Source organism: Lysinibacillus sp. EB106-09-02-XG168, assembly GCF_058791475.1.
Genome location: NZ_JBYTDN010000003.1, coordinates 2493825 through 2514841, shown reverse-complemented (window position 1 = coordinate 2514841; position 21017 = coordinate 2493825). Strand labels below are relative to the sequence as shown.

The 21017-nt window shown below is 37.1% G+C and carries 19 protein-coding genes and 2 pseudogenes; 19 read left to right on the top strand and 2 right to left on the bottom strand.

The features are described from left to right. Nucleotides 1–459: 459 nt before the first annotated feature. Nucleotides 460–1359, top strand: coding sequence for a LysR substrate-binding domain-containing protein (locus tag AC3WSO_RS13165; RefSeq protein ID WP_492531360.1), 900 nt, complete (start codon nucleotides 460–462; stop codon nucleotides 1357–1359). A gap of 36 nt (nucleotides 1360–1395) precedes the next feature. Here the strand turns inward: AC3WSO_RS13165 and AC3WSO_RS13160 are convergent, their stop codons facing one another. Continuing rightward, nucleotides 1396–2385 (bottom strand): aldo/keto reductase family protein, encoded by a 990-nt coding sequence (locus AC3WSO_RS13160; protein ID WP_492534348.1) that lies wholly within the window; start codon nucleotides 2383–2385, stop codon nucleotides 1396–1398. A gap of 411 nt (nucleotides 2386–2796) precedes the next feature. Here AC3WSO_RS13160 and AC3WSO_RS13155 point away from each other — a divergent pair, with 411 nt between their 5' ends. The 12 genes from AC3WSO_RS13155 to AC3WSO_RS13100 all read left to right on the top strand — a co-directional run bounded on the left by AC3WSO_RS13155 (nucleotide 2797) and on the right by AC3WSO_RS13100 (nucleotide 13820). Next, nucleotides 2797–4035, top strand: a complete 1239-nt coding sequence (locus AC3WSO_RS13155) for a substrate-binding domain-containing protein (RefSeq protein WP_492531359.1) — start codon at nucleotides 2797–2799, stop codon at nucleotides 4033–4035. Nucleotides 4036–4141: 106 nt separating this feature from the next. Further along, complete coding sequence (locus AC3WSO_RS13150; protein ID WP_492531358.1) at nucleotides 4142–4918, top strand: ABC transporter ATP-binding protein; 777 nt, start codon at nucleotides 4142–4144, stop codon at nucleotides 4916–4918. Beyond that, nucleotides 4893–5600, top strand: a complete 708-nt coding sequence (locus AC3WSO_RS13145; protein ID WP_492531356.1) for an ABC transporter ATP-binding protein — start codon at nucleotides 4893–4895, stop codon at nucleotides 5598–5600. The genes AC3WSO_RS13150 and AC3WSO_RS13145 overlap by 26 nt, the downstream gene beginning before the upstream one ends. A gap of 16 nt (nucleotides 5601–5616) precedes the next feature. Then, a complete protein-coding gene (locus AC3WSO_RS13140) occupies nucleotides 5617–6489 on the top strand; it encodes a branched-chain amino acid ABC transporter permease (RefSeq protein ID WP_492531355.1) in 873 nt (290 codons plus the stop codon). Nucleotides 6490–6491: 2 nt separating this feature from the next. Continuing rightward, nucleotides 6492–7505, top strand: a complete 1014-nt coding sequence (locus AC3WSO_RS13135) for a branched-chain amino acid ABC transporter permease (protein WP_492534346.1) — start codon at nucleotides 6492–6494, stop codon at nucleotides 7503–7505. Beyond that, complete coding sequence (locus tag AC3WSO_RS13130; protein WP_492531353.1) at nucleotides 7502–8506, top strand: 3-oxoacyl-ACP synthase; 1005 nt, start codon at nucleotides 7502–7504, stop codon at nucleotides 8504–8506. Before AC3WSO_RS13135 ends, AC3WSO_RS13130 begins: the two co-directional genes overlap by 4 nt. Nucleotides 8507–8518: 12 nt before the next feature. Next, nucleotides 8519–9430 carry an intracellular short-chain-length polyhydroxyalkanoate depolymerase gene (gene phaZ / locus AC3WSO_RS13125; RefSeq protein WP_492531351.1) on the top strand — a complete coding sequence of 304 codons (912 nt, stop codon included), beginning with the start codon at nucleotides 8519–8521 and terminating at the stop codon, nucleotides 9428–9430. After that, nucleotides 9414–10145 carry a 3-oxoacyl-ACP reductase FabG gene (fabG, locus tag AC3WSO_RS13120; RefSeq protein WP_492531350.1) on the top strand — a complete coding sequence of 244 codons (732 nt, stop codon included), beginning with the start codon at nucleotides 9414–9416 and terminating at the stop codon, nucleotides 10143–10145. Before phaZ ends, fabG begins: the two co-directional genes overlap by 17 nt. A gap of 16 nt (nucleotides 10146–10161) precedes the next feature. Beyond that, nucleotides 10162–11628: a class I adenylate-forming enzyme family protein gene (locus AC3WSO_RS13115; RefSeq protein ID WP_492531348.1), complete on the top strand. Its 1467-nt coding sequence runs from the start codon at nucleotides 10162–10164 to the stop codon at nucleotides 11626–11628. 241 nt (nucleotides 11629–11869) lie between these two features. Continuing rightward, nucleotides 11870–12238, top strand: a complete 369-nt coding sequence (locus AC3WSO_RS13110) for a hypothetical protein (protein WP_492531347.1) — start codon at nucleotides 11870–11872, stop codon at nucleotides 12236–12238. Between the two features lie 276 nt (nucleotides 12239–12514). Beyond that, on the top strand, nucleotides 12515–12964 hold the full coding sequence (locus tag AC3WSO_RS13105) for a MarR family winged helix-turn-helix transcriptional regulator (RefSeq protein WP_492531345.1): 450 nt from the start codon (nucleotides 12515–12517) through the stop codon (nucleotides 12962–12964). 4 nt (nucleotides 12965–12968) lie between these two features. Then, complete coding sequence (locus AC3WSO_RS13100; RefSeq protein ID WP_492531344.1) at nucleotides 12969–13820, top strand: MBL fold metallo-hydrolase; 852 nt, start codon at nucleotides 12969–12971, stop codon at nucleotides 13818–13820. A gap of 61 nt (nucleotides 13821–13881) precedes the next feature. Here AC3WSO_RS13100 and AC3WSO_RS13095 read toward each other — a convergent pair. Continuing rightward, a pseudogene (locus tag AC3WSO_RS13095) lies at nucleotides 13882–14441 on the bottom strand (AAA family ATPase). 516 nt (nucleotides 14442–14957) lie between these two features. Here AC3WSO_RS13095 and AC3WSO_RS13090 point away from each other — a divergent pair. The 6 genes and pseudogenes from AC3WSO_RS13090 (at nucleotide 14958) to panF (ending at nucleotide 20924) form a co-directional block, all read left to right on the top strand. Next, nucleotides 14958–16652, top strand: a complete 1695-nt coding sequence (locus tag AC3WSO_RS13090) for a methyl-accepting chemotaxis protein (RefSeq protein ID WP_492531343.1) — start codon at nucleotides 14958–14960, stop codon at nucleotides 16650–16652. A gap of 404 nt (nucleotides 16653–17056) precedes the next feature. Continuing rightward, complete coding sequence (locus tag AC3WSO_RS13085) at nucleotides 17057–17299, top strand: hypothetical protein (RefSeq protein WP_492531341.1); 243 nt, start codon at nucleotides 17057–17059, stop codon at nucleotides 17297–17299. A gap of 22 nt (nucleotides 17300–17321) precedes the next feature. Next, complete coding sequence (locus AC3WSO_RS13080) at nucleotides 17322–17792, top strand: GNAT family N-acetyltransferase (protein WP_492531339.1); 471 nt, start codon at nucleotides 17322–17324, stop codon at nucleotides 17790–17792. Nucleotides 17793–17985: 193 nt separating this feature from the next. Beyond that, nucleotides 17986–18509, top strand: a pseudogene (locus tag AC3WSO_RS13075) (P-loop nucleotide/nucleoside kinase family protein). Nucleotides 18510–19215: 706 nt separating this feature from the next. Continuing rightward, nucleotides 19216–19479 (top strand): YhdT family protein, encoded by a 264-nt coding sequence (locus tag AC3WSO_RS13070; protein ID WP_386828081.1) that lies wholly within the window; start codon nucleotides 19216–19218, stop codon nucleotides 19477–19479. Next, nucleotides 19479–20924 (top strand): sodium/pantothenate symporter, encoded by a 1446-nt coding sequence (gene panF / locus AC3WSO_RS13065; RefSeq protein WP_492531337.1) that lies wholly within the window; start codon nucleotides 19479–19481, stop codon nucleotides 20922–20924. The genes AC3WSO_RS13070 and panF overlap by 1 nt, the downstream gene beginning before the upstream one ends. Nucleotides 20925–21017: the final 93 nt, after the last annotated feature.

Sequence of the window (21017 nt, the reverse complement as noted above, 5' to 3'; positions counted from 1 at the left end):
TTTTTATAAAAAGTAGGGGTGGTAGAAACCCGAAGTGTATGAGTTGGATTTTTTAGTGAAAGTAAGCTGATAACAGGATTAATAGATTGTATGATTTTCAATAAACATCTTAAAAAAGGCATAAAATTCATATATAAGGGCTCAGATTCTATGCTAAAAATTTTTCAACTGTTAAAATTAAATTTAACCTAAAAAAGTAACATCGTAGAAGTGAACCTTTAGCAGAATTACTTGGCATACTGTTACTGAAATATGGATTTTTACTTCAACTACTTTACAAACCTATCCGATTGTGCCTATTAACCAATGTTGTTTTTTCAATTTTTGTATTGATATAACTTCTTTTACTTAAACCAAAAAGCCGAAAACATAATAAGCATAACTACAAATTACAAGGCACACAAATGAGTTCAATATTAAAAGAAGTCCTGAATCGATTTTAGTAGAAAGGATAGTCAAATGGATATTAGGAAAATGCGGTATTTCATAATGGTGGCAGAAGAATTGAATTTTAGTCGTGCAGCAGAACGTCTTAGGATGGCGCAACCTCCTTTAAGCCAAGAAATTCGTAAATTAGAAGAAGAATTGGGCGTTCAACTTTTTCATCGAACGAAAAGGTTGGTTGAACTAACGGATGCTGGGAAAATATTTTTAGAAGGATCTCAACAGACACTGCTTCAGTTAGAAAGAACTATAAAAGAAACACAACTTGCAGCTGAAGGGAAAATAGGGAGCTTAATTATTGGTTTTGTCGATTCCACAGAAATTGTTATAGAAGTTCTTAATGAATTTCGAGAACGCTTTCCTAAAATCCATCTTATATTACGTGAAATGACAACGGAGCAGCAATTAAAAGCACTTTATGAGAAACAAATTCATATTGGATTTATCCGTTCTAAACAGAACAACGGGATACTCTCTTCTGAAGTTTGTTCGGAGGAGTCTTTAAGATTGGTTTTACATCAAGATCATCCTTTCTCCTCATTGTCTGAAATACCACTACGAATGTTAATTGATGAACCATTTATTTTGTTTCCGCGTCATATGGGGCCAAATTTTTATGATTTAATTATTAGCTACTTTTGGGATCATGGTGTAAGTTTAAATGTTGTTCAAGAAGCTATTCAAATGCAAACGATTGTTAATTTAGTGGCAACTGGAATGGGAGTTTCTGTCGTTCCATCGTCGGTGGAAAGTTATAAACATCCTGGGGTTATCTATAAAAAAATCCAAGAGTCTACGCCAAAAGTAAACTTATACATTAGTTGGAGAGAAGATGAAAAATCTACAGTAGTAAATCATTTCTTAACAGTTGTTAGAGAGATGTATTCGATTTTACAATTTAATCACCAAAAATAAAAGCCCATCCTAAAGGGGATGGGTAATACAATATTATTAACCTGTTTTGCTCGGATCGTACTCAATGAGACCTTCTAATACTTTGTCAATCTGATTCATTATTTCAATGTCTAGTATGATACCAGAAGCGAGCGCATTCTCTCTTACCTGTTCTGGGCTCGAGGCACCGATAATTGCTGAGGAAACGTTCTGGTTTTGTAGTACCCAAGCTACTGCGAGTTGAGCGAGGGTAAGATCAATCTCTTGTGCGATGGGTTTAAGCTTCTGAATAGCTGTGAGCACACTGTCGTTCATCCAACGTTGTGCAAGTTTATTAAAGAATGGTTTGCCGGCCGGAGAATTAGCACGCGATTGCGCTGGTACAGGTTTTTGGGGTAAATATTTTCCAGTGAGAACACCTTGTGCTAAAGGCGACCATACTACTTGCCCAAGTCCTTCACGTTGACAGGTTGGTATAATATCGCTTTCGATAACTCTCCACAACATTGAATACTGCGGTTGGCTTGCGATGAACGGAATTTTCAATTCTCGTGAAAGTGCTGCACCACGGTTGATTTGTTCTGATGTCCACTCACTTACACCGACATAAAGCACTTTACCTTGTCTTACAAGATCTGCGAAAGCTAACATCGTTTCTTCAAGTGGAGTAGTTGGATCAAATCTGTGTGCATAATAGACATCTATATAGTCTGTCTGTAATCGACGCAAAGATGCATGACAATTTTCTAGAATATGTTTTCGTGATAAACCTTTATCGTTTTGCCCATTTCCAGTCGGATAGCACACCTTCGTACATAGTTCAATGCTTTCCCGGCGTATACCTTGTAAAGACCTGCCGAGTACTTCTTCAGCTTTAGTTTCTGAATAAACATCAGCAGTATCGAATGTAGTTATACCGACATCAAGTGCTGCTTTAACACACTCTTTTGCAGTATCCTCATCTACTTTACCCCCATGATTTATCCAGTTTCCGTATGCAATCTTGCTTATTGTTAATCCGCTATTGCCAAGTTTACTAAACTCCATTCTAGTCCCTCCATTTAATAGTGCTATCTTCATTATAAAAACCAGATTTCAATATGGATAATATATTATTACTAATGAATTAATATGAAATTTATATAATAAAACTGCTTTGCTGTTGTTGCAGAAAAAGTGGCACCTTACACTGTATTTTCTAAAATGTTCCGATAAATCGATGAATCATTCCGATAAAACCTGAAATTGTTCCGATAAATCTCAAAATTGTTCCGATAAATCACGAATTTATTCCGATAAATCTCTCATCCCCGCAAAAATCCCACTTTCGTCGCAGAGTTGTTAGGCTCAAGTGATGAGCCTAACAACTTGTAACTAATTTGTAACTGGAGTTTTATATAGTGTTTATATAGCAACGAAAGCGCTTTCTTTTTAGTTCATTATGAAGGGGGATATGGGATGAAGAAGCATTGGTTATTTATGCTTTTATTGATGCTGACGATGTTGATGGTGGCTTGTAATTCGGATGGGTCGAAGGATAGTTCAACTGGAGATAAGGCTTCAGAGGATGATACAAAGGGGACTACGAAGGAAGGAGGCACTATTAAAATTGGCGTGCTTGCGTCGTTGACGGGTGCTCTGGAATCGTATGGGAAACAAACAAAGAATGGCTTTGATTTAGGGATTGAATATGCGACAGGTGGAACGATGGAGGTTAACGGTAAGAAAATTGAAGTTGTCTATGAAGATACAGAAACAAAGCCTGAGGTAGCGGTTCAAAAAGCGACGAAGCTATTAGAAGATGACAAGGTTGATTTTTTAGTAGGTTCTTCTAGCTCAGGTGATACGCTTGCTGTTTTACCACTTGCGGAAGAGTACGAAAAGATTATGGTGGTGGAGCCTGCGGTAGCGGATAGTATTACGGGCTCAGAATTTAATAAATATATTTTCCGTACAGGTCGAAATTCCTCTCAGGATGCTTATGCAGCAGCGGCAGCAATCGCGGGAAAAGGCGTTAAGATTGCAACGTTTGCGCCAGATTATTCATTTGGCTTGGACGGGGTAAAAGCCTTTAAGACGGCTGCGGAAAAGCTAGGTGCAGAAATTGTTTTAGAGGAATATGCAGATCCGGCAGCAACTGATTTTACGTCCAATTTGCAAAAAGTAATTGATGCAAAACCAGATTATTTATTTGTTGTATGGGCTGGTGCAAACTCCCCATGGAATCAAATTGCAGATTTAAAAATTCAAGAAAAAGGCATTAAAATTTCAACAGGTGCACCAGATATTATTGCATTGAAATTTATGAATCCGTTAATCGGCATGGAAGGGTTCTCTGTTTATTACAATACGTTACCACAAAATGATGTAAATAAATGGTTGGTTGAGGAACATAAAAAACGCTTTAATGATGTTCCAGATTTATTTACGCCAGGAGGCATGTCTGCAGCCATCTCGATTGTAGATGCTTTGAAAAAATCAAATGGTGATACAGATGCGGAAAAACTGATCGGCATTATGGAAGGGATGTCATTTGAAACACCAAAAGGAACGATGACTTTCCGAAAAGAAGACCATCAAGCATTACAGTCAATGTATTCGATCCGTCTAGAAAAACAAGAAGGTGTAGATTATCCGGTACCAGTGCTAGTTCGTGAGCTTAGCCCTGAAGAAACGGCCCCTCCGGTTATAAATTAATGAAAAATAAAATTGGAGACAGATAGCTTTATTATTCTGTCTCTCTTCACCCACTTTCATATGAGAATGGGTGAAGAGAGTTAGAAGTACTAGAAAGGAGAATACGATGGAACCCATTTTACGAACAGAAAACTTAACCATTCGTTTTGGCGGACATACAGCTGTCGACCATGTGAATTTTAATATGCCTGAAAAGCATTTGAAGTCAATTATTGGACCAAATGGAGCTGGGAAAACAACCTTCTTTAATTTAATAAGTGGAGAGTTAAAGCCGACTGCCGGGGATGTCTTTTTTAAGGGGCAATCACTTGCGCAAAAATCAGCAATCGAAAGAACGCGCATGGGGCTCGGGCGATCTTTTCAAATTACAAATGTTTTTCCGAACCTCACAGTTTTAGAAAATGTCCGTTTGGCTGTGCAATCCAAGGAGAAAGTTCGTTTCCAATTATTTCGCCATTATAAAAGCTATAAGGCGATTACAGAAAAAGCGGAGGAGCTATTAACACTTGTTTTGCTTGACAATAAAAGAGATGCGCTCACGACAATGCTATCTCATGGGGAAAAGAGAAAGCTTGAGATTGCGATGCTGTTAGCACTTGATACGGAAATTCTTTTACTAGATGAACCAACGGCAGGTATGTCCTTAGAGGAGGTGCCGACGATTTTAGACGTTATTCGCACGATTAAAAATCAAGGTGATAAAACCATTCTCCTTATCGAACACAAGATGGATATGATTCTTGATTTGTCGGATTCGATTATGGTGCTATTTAATGGCCAGCTTCTTGCAGATGGAACACCAGAGGACATTATGAAAAACGAAACCGTACAAAATGCATATTTAGGAGGTCTGTACGATGAACACCTTACTGAAATTAAATGATGTCCACACCTATATCGGGCAATACCATATTTTGCAGGGGATCAATTTTGAAGCAATGGAAGGGCAAGTAAGTGTACTGCTTGGCAGGAATGGAGCAGGCAAAACGACCACTCTAAAAACGATTATGGGGTTAACACCTGCCTCAAAGGGAGAGGTAGAATTTCGCGCACATTCTATTAAGAAAAACCCTACCTATAAAGTGGCGAAATTAGGAATCGGCTATGTTCCTGAAAACCAAGGGATTTTTGCAGATTTAACCGTAGAGGAAAATATGAAAGTGGCTATGCGTAAAGAAGATACAGCTACTTTAGAGCGACAAAATTATGTGCTAGAGCTGTTTCCTGACTTAAAGAAATTTTGGAAGAAGGCTGGTGGACATCTTTCGGGTGGTCAAAAACAAATGCTGTCTATGGCACGGGCATTTATCAATGATAGTAAATTGATATTGATTGATGAGCCTTCGAAGGGACTAGCGCCCATTGTGGTAGAGAAAGTAATGGAGGCCATCGTTGAAATGAAAAAGCAAACGTCCATTGTTCTTGTCGAACAAAATTTTATGATGGCGAGCCAAATTGGCGATACGTACACGTTGATTGATGATGGTAGAACTGTTCATTCGGGGAAAATGAAAGATCTTATCCATCATGAAGAATTAAAACGAAAATATCTTGGAATCGGATAAAGGGGGGTGTACTTTTTTGGAGCTACTTGTCAATTTAGTCATTAACGGCCTTGCAACTGGCATGTTAATTTTTCTGCTAGCGGCTGGTCTGACGTTAATTTTTGGATTAATGGACGTTTTGAACTTTGCACATGGTGGTTTATTTGTTTGGGGGGCTTATGCGGGGATCTTTACGTATATGTTTACAGAGAGCTTTCTTATTGGAATTGTAGGTGCCATCGTAACGGGAGCTTTATTAGGACTCATTACTGAAAAATTAATTATAACACCTGTGTACGGCAATCATATTCAGCAAATTTTAATTACATTAGGGCTGATGCTCGTGCTACAGGAGATGATTAAAGTTGCTTTTGGTCCAAATGGTGTGGCAGTGAAAACGCCGAGTTACTTAGCAGGCAGCTGGGAAATTGGAGACGTTATTATTATTAAATATCGATTATTTATTATTGTTGTCGGTTTTATCATTTTCGGTATTTTCCAATACACGCTAAAAAAGACGAAGGTCGGCCTCATCGTTCGAGCTGGTGTACAGGATAAAGAGATGGCACAGGCGCTTGGTATTCATATAAAGCAAGTGTTTTTATATGTGTTTATGGTTGGTGCGGCACTTGCAGCACTTAGTGGTATGTTAATGGCTCCATATTCAGGCGTCATCTATGCAGAAATGGGCATGGAGTATGCGATTTTAGGTTTTATCGTTGTCGTAATCGGAGGAATGGGTAGTTTTTCAGGCTCGCTATTAGCAGCTATATTAGTAGGTTTAGCAGGTAGCTTTATGGCTTATTATGTGCCAGTGTTATCGCTTGCGGTCAATATGATTTTAATGGCTATTGTATTAATTTTCCGTCCACAAGGCTTATTTGCTATGAGAAAGGAGAGATCAACGTGAAAATGAAGCTTTCATTGCAGCATCTATGTTTTTTCCTCATGTTAGCTATTTTAGTGCTTCTCCCTTTCGTCAATGATTCAAGGACGCTAATGATTTTATTAACGCAAATCTTTATTTTCGGTATTTTAGCGATGAGCTATGACATTCTCCTTGGCTATACAGGAATTGTGTCGTTCGGCCATGCAATGTTTTTTGGTTTAGGTGCTTACACAACAGCTGTCATGCTGAAGCAAATGGAGCCAACACTCTCGACATTTTTTATATCTATTGTCGTAGGCATGATACTAGCAGGCTTCATTAGCTTTTTGGTAGGGTTACTGACACTTCGATTAAAAAGTCATTTCTTTGCGATGCTGACATTAGCTTTTTCAGGACTATTTTTAGTTGTGGCAGAAAAATGGCGTTCTGTTACATACGGAAATGATGGCTTTACGTTTAGAGCACCCGAAATTTTTAGAGATCGAATGACGTTTTATTTCTTCGTGCTCGCATGCTTGGTCGTTATTTTTATGGCGCTATATCGCTTTGTGAACTCGCCAACTGGCAGAATTTTAATTGCTGTTCGGGAAAATGAACAACGAACAAAATCATTAGGTTACAACACTTTGTACTATAAAGTGATTGCTTCAATTGTCGCAGGTACTGTTGCTAGCTTAGCAGGCTCCTTATACGCTGTGTCACTACGATTTGTCAATACGAGTGTGATGACAATGGATATTACGTTAGATGCATTACTAATGACGATTATCGGCGGCGTCGGCACTTTAGTTGGACCATTATTAGGATCGGCTGTTATTGAATATGCACAGCATGCGCTTTCAGGGTTAGCTCGTGATTATCCAATATTTGAACGGTGGATTATCTTCTTTGGGATTCTTTATATTTTAGCGGTTATCTTTTTCCCAAAAGGAATTATTGGATCCTTGCGTATGATGTTTTGGAAATGGCGATTAAAGCGAAATGGAATAAATCAATCATCGGTTGCCCTGTCGCAGGAAAAGGAGCGATTTGAATGACTGTAGGCATTGTAAGTACAGGAATCTATATTCCGCAGACGAAAATGACATCAAAAGAAATTGCGACGCTTTCCAATATACCAGAGGATGTTATTCGTCAAAAAATGGGTATTAATGAAAAGCCTATTCCTGATGAGCACGATCATACGGTTCAAATGGGGGTATGGGCCGCGCAGGACGCTATACGCAAGGCTAATATCGACCCGAAGGACATTGATGTTGTGATCTATATGGGAGAGGAGCATAAAGAGTACCCTTTGTGGACTGCCTCGATAAAAATGCAGGAGGAGCTAGGGGCCGTAAATGCTTGGGCATTCGATGTGCAATTAAGATGCGGCACGACCATTATGGCACTAAAGCTAGCGAAAAGCTTAATGGCGTCGGATGACTCCATTCATACCGTACTCCTAGCTGGTGGCTATAGAAACGTCGATTTTATAGATTACAGCAATCCTCGAACACGCTTTATGTACAATTTAGCAGCTGGTGGGGGCGCTATTCTTTTACAGAAAAACTATGACAAAAATCAATTATTAGAGGCGGATATTATGACGGATGGCTCATTTTCAGAGGATGTAGTCGTGCCTGTAGGCGGTACAAAAAAACCTTTGACGCCTTCTGATTTAGAAAATAAATTGTATCAGCTCGATGTGATTGACCCAATTGGAATGAAAGAACGTTTAGAGCAAAAATCTTTAAGCAATTTTTTGAAGGTAATTCGAACATCTTTAGCGAAAAGTGGATTCAATGAGGGCGATGTTGGTTATTTAGCGATGCTTCACATGAAAAGATCTGCTCATAATTATATTTTATGTGAACTCGGCTTAAAGCAAGAGCAGTCCATATACTTGCAAGAGTATGGTCATATCGGACAGATTGATCAAATATTATCATTGCAGCTAGCGTTAGAAGAAGGCCGTATTCATGATGGCGACATTGTTACACTTGTTAGTGCTGGGATTGGCTATGTATGGGGAGCGATTACGATTCGATGGGGATAAGGGGGAAATGCAATGTTAAAAACTGTTGAGCTATCAAATGGAGAAACGATTGCGTATCGCAAACGTCAAGGGGGAGAACGTGTTTTATTATTGATTCACGGTAATATGACATCATCCAAACATTGGGACGTTCTAATCGACGTGTTGAATGAAAAATATACAATTTATGCGCTGGATCTACGGGGCTTTGGTAGTTCATCTTATCATAAACCAATTTCCGCGATTAAAGATTTTAGTGATGATGTGAAGCTTTTTGTGGATGCGATTAAATTGCAGCAGTTTGACATGATTGGTTGGTCAACGGGCGGAGCTGTGTGTATGCAGTTTGTCGCACAGTATCCAGGTTATTGTCAGCAGCTTATTTTACTAGCCTCGGCATCTACGAGAGGCTATCCATTTTACACAGATTTAGGTACTGGCAATCAAGCGGCTTTAAAAAGAGCTTTTACCTATGAGGAAGTACTCGTCGACACTTCTAAAACAAAATTAGTACAAGGCTTTTATGATTCGAAAGATGTGCATGGCTTACAGTCGGTCTGGGACGCACTTATTTACACTCATAATCAGCCTAGCGCAGAACACTATCAGACATATGTGGAGGATATGCTGACGCAACGCAATTTAGCAGAAGTTTATCATGCCTTAAATGTCTTCAATATAAGTGCTGTTGATCATGATGTCGCAAAAGGCACGCATGAGGTACAACAAATTACCATTCCAGTTTTAGTGTTAAGAGGGGATCGTGATTACGTAATAACAGAAGGGATGAATGATGAAATAATGCTCGATTTAGGTGGAAATGCACAATTCATTAGTTTAAAAGACTGCGGTCATTCCCCATTAATAGATGATTTACCACAGCTGACATCTGAAATTGAAGCGTTTTTAGAAATAGGAGGAAAAAAGTATGCGTTTAGACAATAAAGTTGCCATAATTACGGGAGCCGCCAATGGGATTGGCTATGCTGCTGCTGAACGGTTTATTGAAGAGGGTGCATTCGTTGTCATTGCAGATTTTAATGAGGATGCAGGTGTTTCAGCAGCCAAACAATTTGGAGATCAAGCGTTATTTGTGCAAGTAGACGTTGCAGATAGAGAGAGCGTCAAAAACTTAGTAGCAACAGTTGTAGAGCAAACAGGCCGAGTCGATATTTTAGTGAACAATGCGGGTATTACACGTGATGCGATGCTAACAAAAATGACGGAAGATCAATTTCATCAAGTGCTTGATGTGAATTTGACTGGCGTTTTCAATTGTACGCAAGAGGTCATTCCACATATGATTGCTGCCGGAGGGGGCAAAATTATTAACACATCCTCTGTTAGCGGTGTTTATGGCAATGTTGGTCAAACGAATTACGCTGCCACAAAGGCTGCTATTGTCGGCATGACGAAAACTTGGGCGAAGGAATTAGGGCGCAAGGGGATTAACGTTAATGCGGTGGCACCTGGTTTTACAGAAACTGATATGGTGAAAAAAATGCCAGAAAATGTGCTTGCACAAATGCGTTCTATCGTGCCATTGCAAAGATTAGGAACACCTAGAGATATTGCCAATGCCTATTTATATTTAGCATCTGATGAGGCTTCCTATGTCCACGGCCACACGCTTCATGTGGATGGAGCAATTATGATGTGATAAGGAGGCTTTCAAAATGTTTGTCGAGCAATCCTGGATTTTAAAACGTGCATCGTTAACACCTAAACGTATCGCCTTGGTAAACATAGAAACACAGGAGCAGTGGACTTATCAGCAACTAACAGTGGAAATCACAAAATGGTGTCATTTCTTGGAGCGCCAAAACTTGCGGGCAGGAAGTCGTGTTGCTGTATTTGCGAAAAATCACATCCAGCTTTTTGCTGTCTTATTCGCCTGTGGATTAAGAGGACTGATCTACGTGCCACTGAATTGGCGTATGAGTGCAAAGGAATTACATGATATTTTAACGGATGCTACGCCTTCTTTACTGCTTTACGATGAAGAAATGAATTGCCCTGTATCTTTAGAAAATATGCATTCTCTTCGTTTAGCGAGTGAAGCCACTACACTAAGCATTCGAGAGGTAGACTTGAATGACCCTTGGCTAATGATTTACACTGGGGGCACAACTGGCAAGGCAAAAGGTGTTGTCCTATCGTTTAATTCTGTGAATTGGAATGCGATTAATACAATTATTAGTTGGGGTTTGAATGATCGTGACTGTACGTTAAATTATATGCCATTGTTTCATACAGGCGGCTTGAATGCCTTATGTATACCGTTATTAATGGCTGGCGGTACAGTGGTGATTGGTGATAAATTTGAGGCAGAATACGCTCTTCAGGCGATTAATCAGTATAAGACTACAATTTCACTATTTGTGCCAACAATGTACCAAGCGATGATTGCAACGGAGTACTTTAAGGAGAGTAGCTTCCCGTCAATGAATGTATTTTTATCAGGAGGCGCACCATGTCCGTATCCAATCTATGATGCATTTTTTAAGAAAGGGTTATTTTTTAAAGAGGGCTATGGCTTAACAGAAGCGGGACCCAATAATTTTTATATTTCCCGAGAGGCAGCCTGTTTGAAAAAAGGTGCCGTGGGGAAAAGTATGCAATTCAATGAAGCTAAAATTATGAATAGTGCCGGAGAAAGCTGTGCGACAAACGAAGTGGGAGAGCTATTCGTCAGAGGCAAGCATATGTTTCTTTTTTACTGGAATAATCAGCAAGAGACTGAAAAAATCATGCATGAAGGCTGGGTGAAAACTGGTGATTTAGCTATGATGGATGAGGATGGTGACTTTTATATTGTCGGTCGCAGTAAAGAGATGATAATTTCTGGCGGGGAAAATGTGTATCCACAAGAAGTGGAGCAATGTATTTTGCGCCATCAGTTAGTGCAAGAGGTAGCGGTCATTGGAATAGCTGATGATTATTGGGGAGAAATCGTAGCGGCCTTTATTGTTTGTCAGGATCGAGATGAAACTATATTAGAGGAAATCAAAGAAATTTGTAACAAGCATCTAGGTCGCTATAAAATCCCCAAAAAGATTATTGTTATCGATGAATTGCCAAAAACAAGTGTTGGAAAAATTGATAAGAAAGCATTACAAATGTATGCGAAAGCTGCGAAATAACGAAAAACGCTTGGAAATTCAGGCGTTTTTTTTGTTTTTATAAATGAAATGTTTCCTTCATTCTCTACTCGAGGAAGTCCCTTGAAGATGTGAATAAACGGATAGGAGAGGCTATTTAATTGGGCCAGGTTTTTGAGAATCCCTTGTGTAATTATGATAAAATATTGCGAGTGAAATCAGATTTTTAACGATTTTCAGTAACAAAGAATATATTTCAGAAACGAGAAAGGTCAGTACTACTATGGAAAACGTAACAAATGTAGAAAAATTGGAATCAATAAAATCTTTACAATCGACAATCAGCAAACTCGAAAATGCCTTGTCTCAGATGATCGAGAAAGGCGCAAATACTACTTTAGTAAAGAAACGACTTAAAGCTGTTTCCATTGGATTAGCGATGCTAGAAAATGTTTGGAATCAAAGCCCCCATCATTATACTCAAGAAGATTTAGCCGTAGCGAGCAATGTTCTCGCTGGTTTATTACCATCAATTGAGAACATATACATGAAGTCAAAGGTTGGTAGTCCCCAAAGAACGCTCTTAGAAAGAAGGATTAAAGCGTTGGAACTAGCTGTTCAAGCGATTGATGACCATTCAATAACTAAATAGAGTATAGGAGCTTTAATAATCATAGATAGTAATCCTTCTGAAGAACATATACTGGCACTTTATTAGCGCTACACTTTCGCGCAAAGATCATTTGTTGCCCCGATGTCCCTTACGTTGTGAATTTACTGTCTGCCACTGCTCACTAATTAGTGAGCGGTGGCTATAAAAATAATATCAAGGGGAATCCATTTTTGATGTGTACATACAATAATTGACAATTTGATAATAGTTAAGTAAACTAAACTTAACTTAATGTGAATTGGGGCTGATAAATCTGTGGATGATTATTTAATAATGATAGACCAAATCAATCAAAAGTTTGAGCAGTTTAAGTTGTTAGTTTTACAAGAAACCAAAGAGGTTGAGGAATTAGAAAACTTTCACTTAACTCCTCAACAAGAAATTATTATGTTTTATATTATTCGCAATGAGCCTGTAATTGCAAATGATATTGCAAATCATTTTGGTATTTCAAAAAGTGCGGTTAGCCAAGTAATTTCAAAGATCGAAGAAATGGAAATGATTTATCGTCAAGAGAATTCAATAAACCGTAGAGAGACCTTTATTTATCTTGGGGATAGAGGTCAAGAGTTTCATCAGCTTCTAAATAAAATTGACGCCATGCTTGTGAAAAAATATTATTCAAAAGTTAGCTTAACAGAGTTAAAAAATGTTCTTGATACATTAAATAAGATTGTCGGAACAAATGAAAACAAAGGGAGTTAAGATAATGGAGAAAAGTTTGAAACAACTAACTAATCGTATACAGTATTTACCGCATGATCCTGAAACAGATCGACCAATACTGTCTGCCATTTGTGGGGAACACCGAACTTTAATTGTAGATGCAGGAAATTCTGATAAACATACTAAGTTATTTCTTGATGAACTAAATAAAAGTCATATTGCTAATTATCATTCTGTAGTATTAACGCATTGGCATCATAGCTTTGGAACAAATCAGATGAATCTCTTAACCATTGCACATGAATACACAAAAATACATCTTGAAAAAATGATTGAATATGATTGGTCAGATGAAGCTTTAGATAATCGTATCGAAAAAGGCCTAGAGAATCAGTTTTGTTCCGACATGATAAAAAACGAATTTGGAGAAGACACAAATATTACCATCAAATTACCTAATATTACTTTTAAAGATAAATATGAGATTGAATTAGGTGGTATTCGGTGTGTAGTCAAACATGTAGGTGGAGATCATTCTGATGACTCATCACTTATTTATGTAGAGGGAGAAAAGGTACTTTTCTTAGGGGACTGCTTGTATCCAAGTATTTACACACAACAACCACAATATAAAATTGAAAATGTTAGACATCTCATAGAAAACATTGAAATGTTTGATGCCGAAATTTATGTACTTTCGCATGAGCCCCCATTATCTAAAGAGGATTTTATGGGGTATATCATGTTGTTGAAGTTAATTTGTGATTTAACAGAAAAACATCAAAGAAACCATCCGAATTTAGTTAATGAACTAACTACTCAACTAAATCGTAAATTAAGTCAGTTAGAAGAAGAAATAGTATATTGTTTTATTAACGGGTTATCAGTTAATTAATTATAGTTACAAGTGATTATAAAAGCGAAAAAACGCTTGGAGATCCAGGCGTTTTTCAATTCTACAAATGAAATGTTTCCTTTATGCTCAAAGCAACTTCTTCAGCACTCAAATTTGTGTTGTTGATCTTGAGATAATTTGCATATTTTAATTCGCCTTTTAACGAATTTAATCTGTATTTTTCCATTGAGCTTTTCAAATCCTTTTCGGACCATTCAATATCTCTCTTTGAAGGTTTATGCTCAAGTCGATGACCGCTTTTATTTCTTTCCAATCTTTCTACTACATCAGCTTCAAGCTCTACAAAATAAACAGTAGCACCTCTTGATTCAAAAAGCTTTGCAAGATCGTCGACATAATCCCAATCCTCCTGCATATCAAAAGCCCAGACATAAGTAAAAATTAAGCCATACAAATTACTTTTGGACACCTCTTCGAATATTTCCTGACGAAACAAATTAACCAATCTTTTTCCTTCTGTTGTACCATAACCAAAAAATGACTAACCAAATCAATCGTCATATGGTTATGAAAAAGTTTCAATTCCGTTATTTTAGCTAATTCCTGTCCAACGGTCATTTTTCCTACTGCTTGAGGACCAAATATTAAAACAAGTTTCATAAACTTCCTCCCTTTTAAAAGATATATTAACAGAAATTTAAAATTACACCATAAAAAAGAAGGATTGTAGTTTACCAGCGAGAGATGGGGTGACATTATGTTAAAGCATAAGTTATGCGGTTAAGTTGATTAGAGAGGAAACAGAGCGACTCCTTGGGAATTAGCGTAGAGGAACGAAGGCTAAAAGCATCACGTCCTGTGATAACGCCTTTGGGATCAACATCCTGCCGCTGATGCTTCACTTTCGCGCAAAAAACAGCTGTTGGCGCGAGACCCTGCAGCGTAGCGGATGTTTTCTGTGAGAAAGCGTAGCGTCAGCAAAGCGGCGGAAAACAACCATACGTTGTGAATTCATTGTATTTCCCTTAGCCACTGCTCACCAACAACTCATTTATATTAAAATTGTTAATTTATTGATAATGTCTTGAAAGTATTTATAGAATCATGTTTAATAAAAATGGTTTACATTTTATACATAATATTCCTAATTAATGTGAGAAAGGAGAGACAAATTATTTGCGCACTTTTAAAATTAGTACGAAATTTAATTTGCTTTTAGTGGGGGTTATTCTGTTTTTAAGCATTATGATTGGATTTGTATCCCATATACAAGTGAAGCAAATTATGCTTAATAATTTTGAGCAGAGTGTAACCCATATTTCAAAGGTCGGCTACGCGCTTCTAGAAGAACGATTTAAGGGAGATTGGACTATAAAAGATGGGGAACTTTACAAAGGGGATTCAAAAATGGTTGATCAGGAAGCCTTTGTTGATGAGGTTGGAGAAAGCATCGACGGTGGTGTAACCATTTTCCAAGGCTCTAAAGGACTAATTACTAATCTAAAGCTAAATGGCGAACGTTTAGTTGGCAAAGATGCTGATCCAAAAGTCGTTAAAAATGTTATGACTAAAGGGGAAACCTTTATTGGTGAGGCAGATGTAGTAGGAACGAAATATTTAACACTATATGCACCTATTAAAGATGCAAATGGAGACATCATTGGGATGTGGTTTGTTGGTGAAACGATAGATGGTGTGAACTCTATTATCTTTGCATTTATCGGCAAGCTTCTCATTGTATTGTTCATCGGAGCTGTCATCGCTATATTAGGTAGCTTCCTCTTTACAAGAGCATTTGTTAAGCCGCTTCGTGAAATGAATGCTCAACTTCGAGATATTGCGGATGGAGAGGGAGATTTAACAAAACAGCTACAAATTAATTCCAAGGATGAAGCAGGTGAGCTTGCGCAATCGTTTAATAAAATGCTGACAAGTTTAAAGGTAGTCATGCAACAAATAGCACAATCCTCTAAACAAGTTGATATATCGTCTGATGGCTTAACAACTAAATCACAGCAAACCGCTGACATGACGAGACAGCTAACGTCAACACTACAAGATTTAGCCAATGGTTCAAGAACAACGTTACATAGCACAAGTGATAGCTTAACGGCCATGCAGGAAATGGCGATTGGCATCCAACAAGTTGCTGAAACGGCTTCAACGGTTTCAGATGCTGCTGATTTAATGAGTGACGAGGCTGCTCAAGGAAATGATTCTTTGAATCGTGTATTGAATCAAATGACAATTATTAATAAATCATCTGACCATGTAGAGGAGCAGGTTCGAATTTTAGGTGATCAGTCGCAACAAATTGGCAATATCGTAGATGTGATTACAAGCATAGCCGAACAAACGAATTTGCTTGCCTTAAACGCAGCCATCGAAGCGGCTCGTGCCGGGGAGCAAGGAAAAGGCTTTGCTATCGTTGCAGATGAAGTTCGTAATTTAGCAGAACAATCAAAGAAATCTGCTGATCAAATAGCATCGCTTATTCATTCAATTCAAAGTGATACGGCAAATGTTATTACGGCTATTTCTAGTAACTCGAAGGAAGCTGCCGCAGGTATGGATGTTGTCGATGATACAAAACTGGCTTTCCACAAGATTATGCAGTCGATTAAGGGTGTAAGTACACAGTTGCATGACATCTCCGCTGTGACGGAACAAATGTCTGCAAGTGTTGAAGAAGTTACTGCTTCAACAGAAGCAATGGCACGCATTGCAAGCAAGGCTACTGAAAGCACGGAACACGTTACGATAACCGCAGAGGAGCAATTAGCTTTCATAGATAATATGGCCTCTTCAGCAAAAGTAATGGCACGACAGGCAGACGAGCTTCAAAGCTTAATAAAGAAATTCCAATATTAAAGATGGTGATAAACGCTGATCCTAGCTATTTGAAGTACAAACAAGTACACAAATAGGAACAAGGAACAAGGAACAGCTTTTCCTAAATTTTTTATTAAAAGGATAGAAGAGCTTAAATAAATTGGTTCTATCTATCCTCTTTTTTATCAAAGATGGCTTTATTTACTACAACTACAATTTGTTCGTTCATCAACCTATGTTGCGGTAATTCATATCAATTATTAAATGAACATTCAGCCTATTTCTTAAACGCCTATGTAAAAAAGATATAGGCTGTTTTCGAATTGATCCTATTCAACTAACGATATAATGTTATGTTAATGAAAATTGTAAATATTCAAAATTAAATGAATGTATGTTAAAATAGTTATTTGATACATAAATATTTTTATAGGAGTATATTTATGAAAATCGTAGAAAAGTATGGAAAAGTAATAATAGACAACTTTGAATTTTATGGTCAAATTGAACAAGATAAATATTGTTCTAAATGCAAGTTTAATCTAGTATACTACGATGATTTTGATGCTTATTTTTGCCCTAAATGTAATAGTTGGGCTGAATCAAAATGTAGTGACCCTAATTGCAAATATTGCGCTAACCGACCAGAAAAACCTTTAACTTCTTTCAGCATTGATGAAAACTAAAAGCATGAATGGAGAGCTAAAAGTGGAAATAAAATTAGCTGAAATCGATGACTTATCGCAATTGATGTATATATTAAATGAAGTTACATTAAATTTACAACAAAAAGGAATATACCAATGGGAATACCCTTGGGATAATAATAAAATTATAAACCAATTAAAGAATAACTTTTTGTATGTTTTAATACTAGAGGAAGAAATAATAGGGACATTTTGTATATATGATATAGAAAATATAAATGAGCTTTTACTTGATGATAAAAGTAAGTATCTATCTCAAATCGCTATTTTACCCAAGTTCCAAGGAAAAAACATTGGTTCTGCTATAACAAAATTTGCTTGTTTTTTGGCAAAAGGATTAAATAAAACCTTGTATTTAGATTGTTGGACAGGAAATGAAAAGTTAAAACAGTTTTATTCAAGGAATGGTTTGGAATATGTGGGGGATTTTCCTGAAGAAGACTATTTCGTTAGTATTTTTAAATACAGCTAAATATATGTGCTTACTTACTGATGGGTTCCCTAAATAAAGAAGTGTCAGTGTAAAAGATAGAATAAGATTGTGAATCATTGTACTTAAACTAATGGGGGCCTTTGAGTTGCATAAGGGCTCAGTTTGCTCGAGCTATGTAATAGATTACTATGTAATGTAAGTGAAATAATTTATTGAAGATAGGTGATGAAACTTGTACTTTATACAAATGGCAGGCTTCCCTGGTTCCGGAAAATCCACTCTTTCGCGTGAGATTGCTAAAAGAACGGGGTGTATTATCATTGACCATGATATAGTCAAATCGGCTCTATTAAATACATTGATGAGTTTTCAATTGATGAAAAGCTTTCGGGTAATATTTCATATAATATTGATTGGTCCTTAGTTGACTTCCATTTATCACAAGGACATAACGTAATACTTGATAGTCCTTGTTTTTATGAAGAAATGGTCGATAAAGGAACAATACTAACAGAAAAATACAATGTTAAATATAAATATATCGAGTGTTATCTTGATGACTTCAAAGAGATAAATTATAGATTGAAAAATCGAGATAGAATGGTTAGTCAAATAGCAGAGATAAAATCAGAAGCGGTTTTTAATGATACACTTCAAAATAGCAAAAAGCCCTCCAACTGTAGGTGTATCACTGTGAATACAAGACAACCATTGGAAAATTATATACAAGAAGTAATGTATTATTTAAATAATTGATGATCTGATTACTCTTCTTCAACGCTGATGGCATAACTTAAGGTATAGAAGAAGCGAATAATTTACGTTCAGAACACAAAATAATGGTGAATCTGAAACGAAAAAGCTGGGAATAAAACTAGCTGATATTAAAAGAAAAAAGGGAAATCGATGTTGTTCGATTTCCTTTTTTTATTTGACGAAGTCATTCTATTTTCTTTGACATATTTTCCGTCTAAACTTAATTCTCATTCTATTGGAAGACCTGAGTTCGTTTTTTACGTGTATCTTGTAGGCAACTACTCCAGTTATACGATAAGTGCACGCCTACAAAAGAAAGAGTAAAATTAATATTAAATGATTTGCTAACTGATTACATCTTAACAACAGAAAGTTTATCTAGAAGAAAAAGATCTTATAGATTTTAGAAAAAAACACTACTTGATAGAGATATAGAGTTAAAAATATGTGTAAATATTATCTTTCTTCATTTTATTTTACACAAATAATTAAAAAAATTATAAGAGCACCTAATGTAGTGACCCCTTAAAGTAGAGTTTTCATTTTGTCTTCATTTTTTGTAATGGCTATGCTAAATAATCTAAATAATGTCCCGAGAGAAAAGCAAAGAATTAAATCTTATTTTAATCAAACATTTATTTTTCTCACAAAGGTTCCCATAATACGAACATATCAGTAAAATAGAGTAGGTTAGGGGGACTATATTTTGAAAGATCAACGTTTTAAAATTGCGCATCGAGAGGCGCTTATCGGTATTGGACTTGTTATCGTTAACTTTGCGATATGGTTCGGCTTTGCCTATGGTCTAGGCTCTGGTGATCCAACAAGCTATACGTATGTTTTCGGTTTCCCTGCATGGTTTTTTTATAGCTGTATAGCAGGGACAGGCTTTATGATTATTTTAATCTGGCTCGTCATGAAACTCTTTTTCAAAGAGGTCCCATTTGACGATGAGGAGGTGGATCGATAATGCATTGGCAAGTTATTGTTCCACTGCTATTATTTTTAGTTATCATCTTTGGTATTGGTATATGGTCAAATAAGCATATACGCTCTTCCAATTCATTTTTACAGGAATACTTCCTCGGTGGTCGTGAAATGGGAGGATTCATCCTTGCGATGACAATGATTGCTACGTATGGTAGTGCAAGTAGCTTTATTGGGGGTCCAGGTGTTGCTTATACGAAAGGGCTTGGTTGGGTATTATTGGCGATGGCTCAGCTTCCTGCAGGTTATTTTGTTTTAATGATTCTTGGGAAGAAATTTGCTATTATCGCAAGACGTTATCAAGCGATCACGTTAATAGATTTTTTACGAGAGCGCTATAAAAGTCATGCCATAGTCATTTTATCAGCCATTAGTATCATCATCTTTTTATTTTCTGCCATGATGGCACAATGGGTAGGTGGTGCTCGATTAATTGAGTCATTAACGGGCTTAAACTACACAACGGCACTGTTTATTTTTGCGATTTCCGTGTTAGTTTATGTGATCATTGGGGGCTTCCGCGCTGTAGCATTGACGGATACGGTGCAAGGCTCGATTATGGTAATCGGAACAGTTATTTTATTAATTGGGACAATCATCGCTGGCGGAGGAATCGATAATATTATGGCCTCGCTTGTCGCTGAGAATCCGAATCTTGTGTCTCCATTTGGAGCTGAAGGTGAATTAACGCCATTATACGTTTCTACATTTTGGATTTTGATCGGTGTTGGTGTGGTGGGGCTTCCACAAATCGCTGTTCGTGCGATGAGCTACAAAGATTCAAGAAGCATGCATTTAGCCATTATCATTGGCACTATTGCCATTGGGACAATCATGTTTGGTATGCATTTAATTGGTGTTTTAGCACGACCTGTGATGCCAGGTATTGAGATTGGTGATAAAGTTATGCCACTGCTAACATTAAAGGTTTTACCGCCATTTTTAGCTGGTATAGTATTAGCAGCACCGATGGCAGCAACGATGTCTACAGTTAATGCGTTGTTGATGCTTGTAAGCTCAACAGTAGTGAAAGATATTTACTTAAATTATATAAAGCCAACAGCAAATGATACGGAAATTAAACGTGCAAGTTTTATTGTTACAGCAGTGATTGGTTTAGCGGTTATCGTTTTTGCACTAAATCCACCAGATTTATTAGTATGGCTTAATTTATTTGCTTTCGGAGGACTAGAGGCAGTCTTTATTTGGACCGTCGTTTTAGGACTTTATTGGAAAAAGGCCAATAAATATGGTGCGATTGCGTCAATGATTTCAGGGATGACCTTATATATTATCATTGATCGTTTTTATCCTTCTGTCTTTGGCATGCATACTGTGACAATTCCAATTGTCGCTTCCTTATTGATATTTATTATTGTTAGCTTATTAACAAGTCATAAATTTAAAGATGAAAAGTTGTTTATTTGACTTATAAAACGCCGTAGAGATTGAAAATCTACGGCGTTTTTTTACTGTAGACAATTAGCAACGGATAGACTATTCAAAATCGTGGATAGAACC

Excerpts from the sequence above, each read along its gene's own strand:
- AC3WSO_RS13165 (WP_492531360.1), top strand. The coding sequence starts at position 460 with ATGGATATTAGGAAAATGCGGTATTTCATAATGGTGGCAGAAGAATTG.
- AC3WSO_RS13160 (WP_492534348.1), bottom strand. The coding sequence starts at position 2,385 with ATGGAGTTTAGTAAACTTGGCAATAGCGGATTAACAATAAGCAAGATT.
- AC3WSO_RS13155 (WP_492531359.1), top strand. The coding sequence starts at position 2,797 with ATGAAGAAGCATTGGTTATTTATGCTTTTATTGATGCTGACGATGTTG.
- AC3WSO_RS13150 (WP_492531358.1), top strand. The coding sequence starts at position 4,142 with ATGGAACCCATTTTACGAACAGAAAACTTAACCATTCGTTTTGGCGGA.
- AC3WSO_RS13145 (WP_492531356.1), top strand. The coding sequence starts at position 4,893 with ATGAACACCTTACTGAAATTAAATGATGTCCACACCTATATCGGGCAA.
- AC3WSO_RS13135 (WP_492534346.1), top strand. The coding sequence starts at position 6,492 with ATGAAGCTTTCATTGCAGCATCTATGTTTTTTCCTCATGTTAGCTATT.
- AC3WSO_RS13130 (WP_492531353.1), top strand. The coding sequence starts at position 7,502 with ATGACTGTAGGCATTGTAAGTACAGGAATCTATATTCCGCAGACGAAA.
- phaZ (WP_492531351.1), top strand. The coding sequence starts at position 8,519 with ATGTTAAAAACTGTTGAGCTATCAAATGGAGAAACGATTGCGTATCGC.
- fabG (WP_492531350.1), top strand. The coding sequence starts at position 9,414 with ATGCGTTTAGACAATAAAGTTGCCATAATTACGGGAGCCGCCAATGGG.
- AC3WSO_RS13115 (WP_492531348.1), top strand. The coding sequence starts at position 10,162 with ATGTTTGTCGAGCAATCCTGGATTTTAAAACGTGCATCGTTAACACCT.
- AC3WSO_RS13110 (WP_492531347.1), top strand. The coding sequence starts at position 11,870 with ATGGAAAACGTAACAAATGTAGAAAAATTGGAATCAATAAAATCTTTA.
- AC3WSO_RS13100 (WP_492531344.1), top strand. The coding sequence starts at position 12,969 with ATGGAGAAAAGTTTGAAACAACTAACTAATCGTATACAGTATTTACCG.
- AC3WSO_RS13085 (WP_492531341.1), top strand. The coding sequence starts at position 17,057 with ATGAAAATCGTAGAAAAGTATGGAAAAGTAATAATAGACAACTTTGAA.
- panF (WP_492531337.1), top strand. The coding sequence starts at position 19,479 with ATGCATTGGCAAGTTATTGTTCCACTGCTATTATTTTTAGTTATCATC.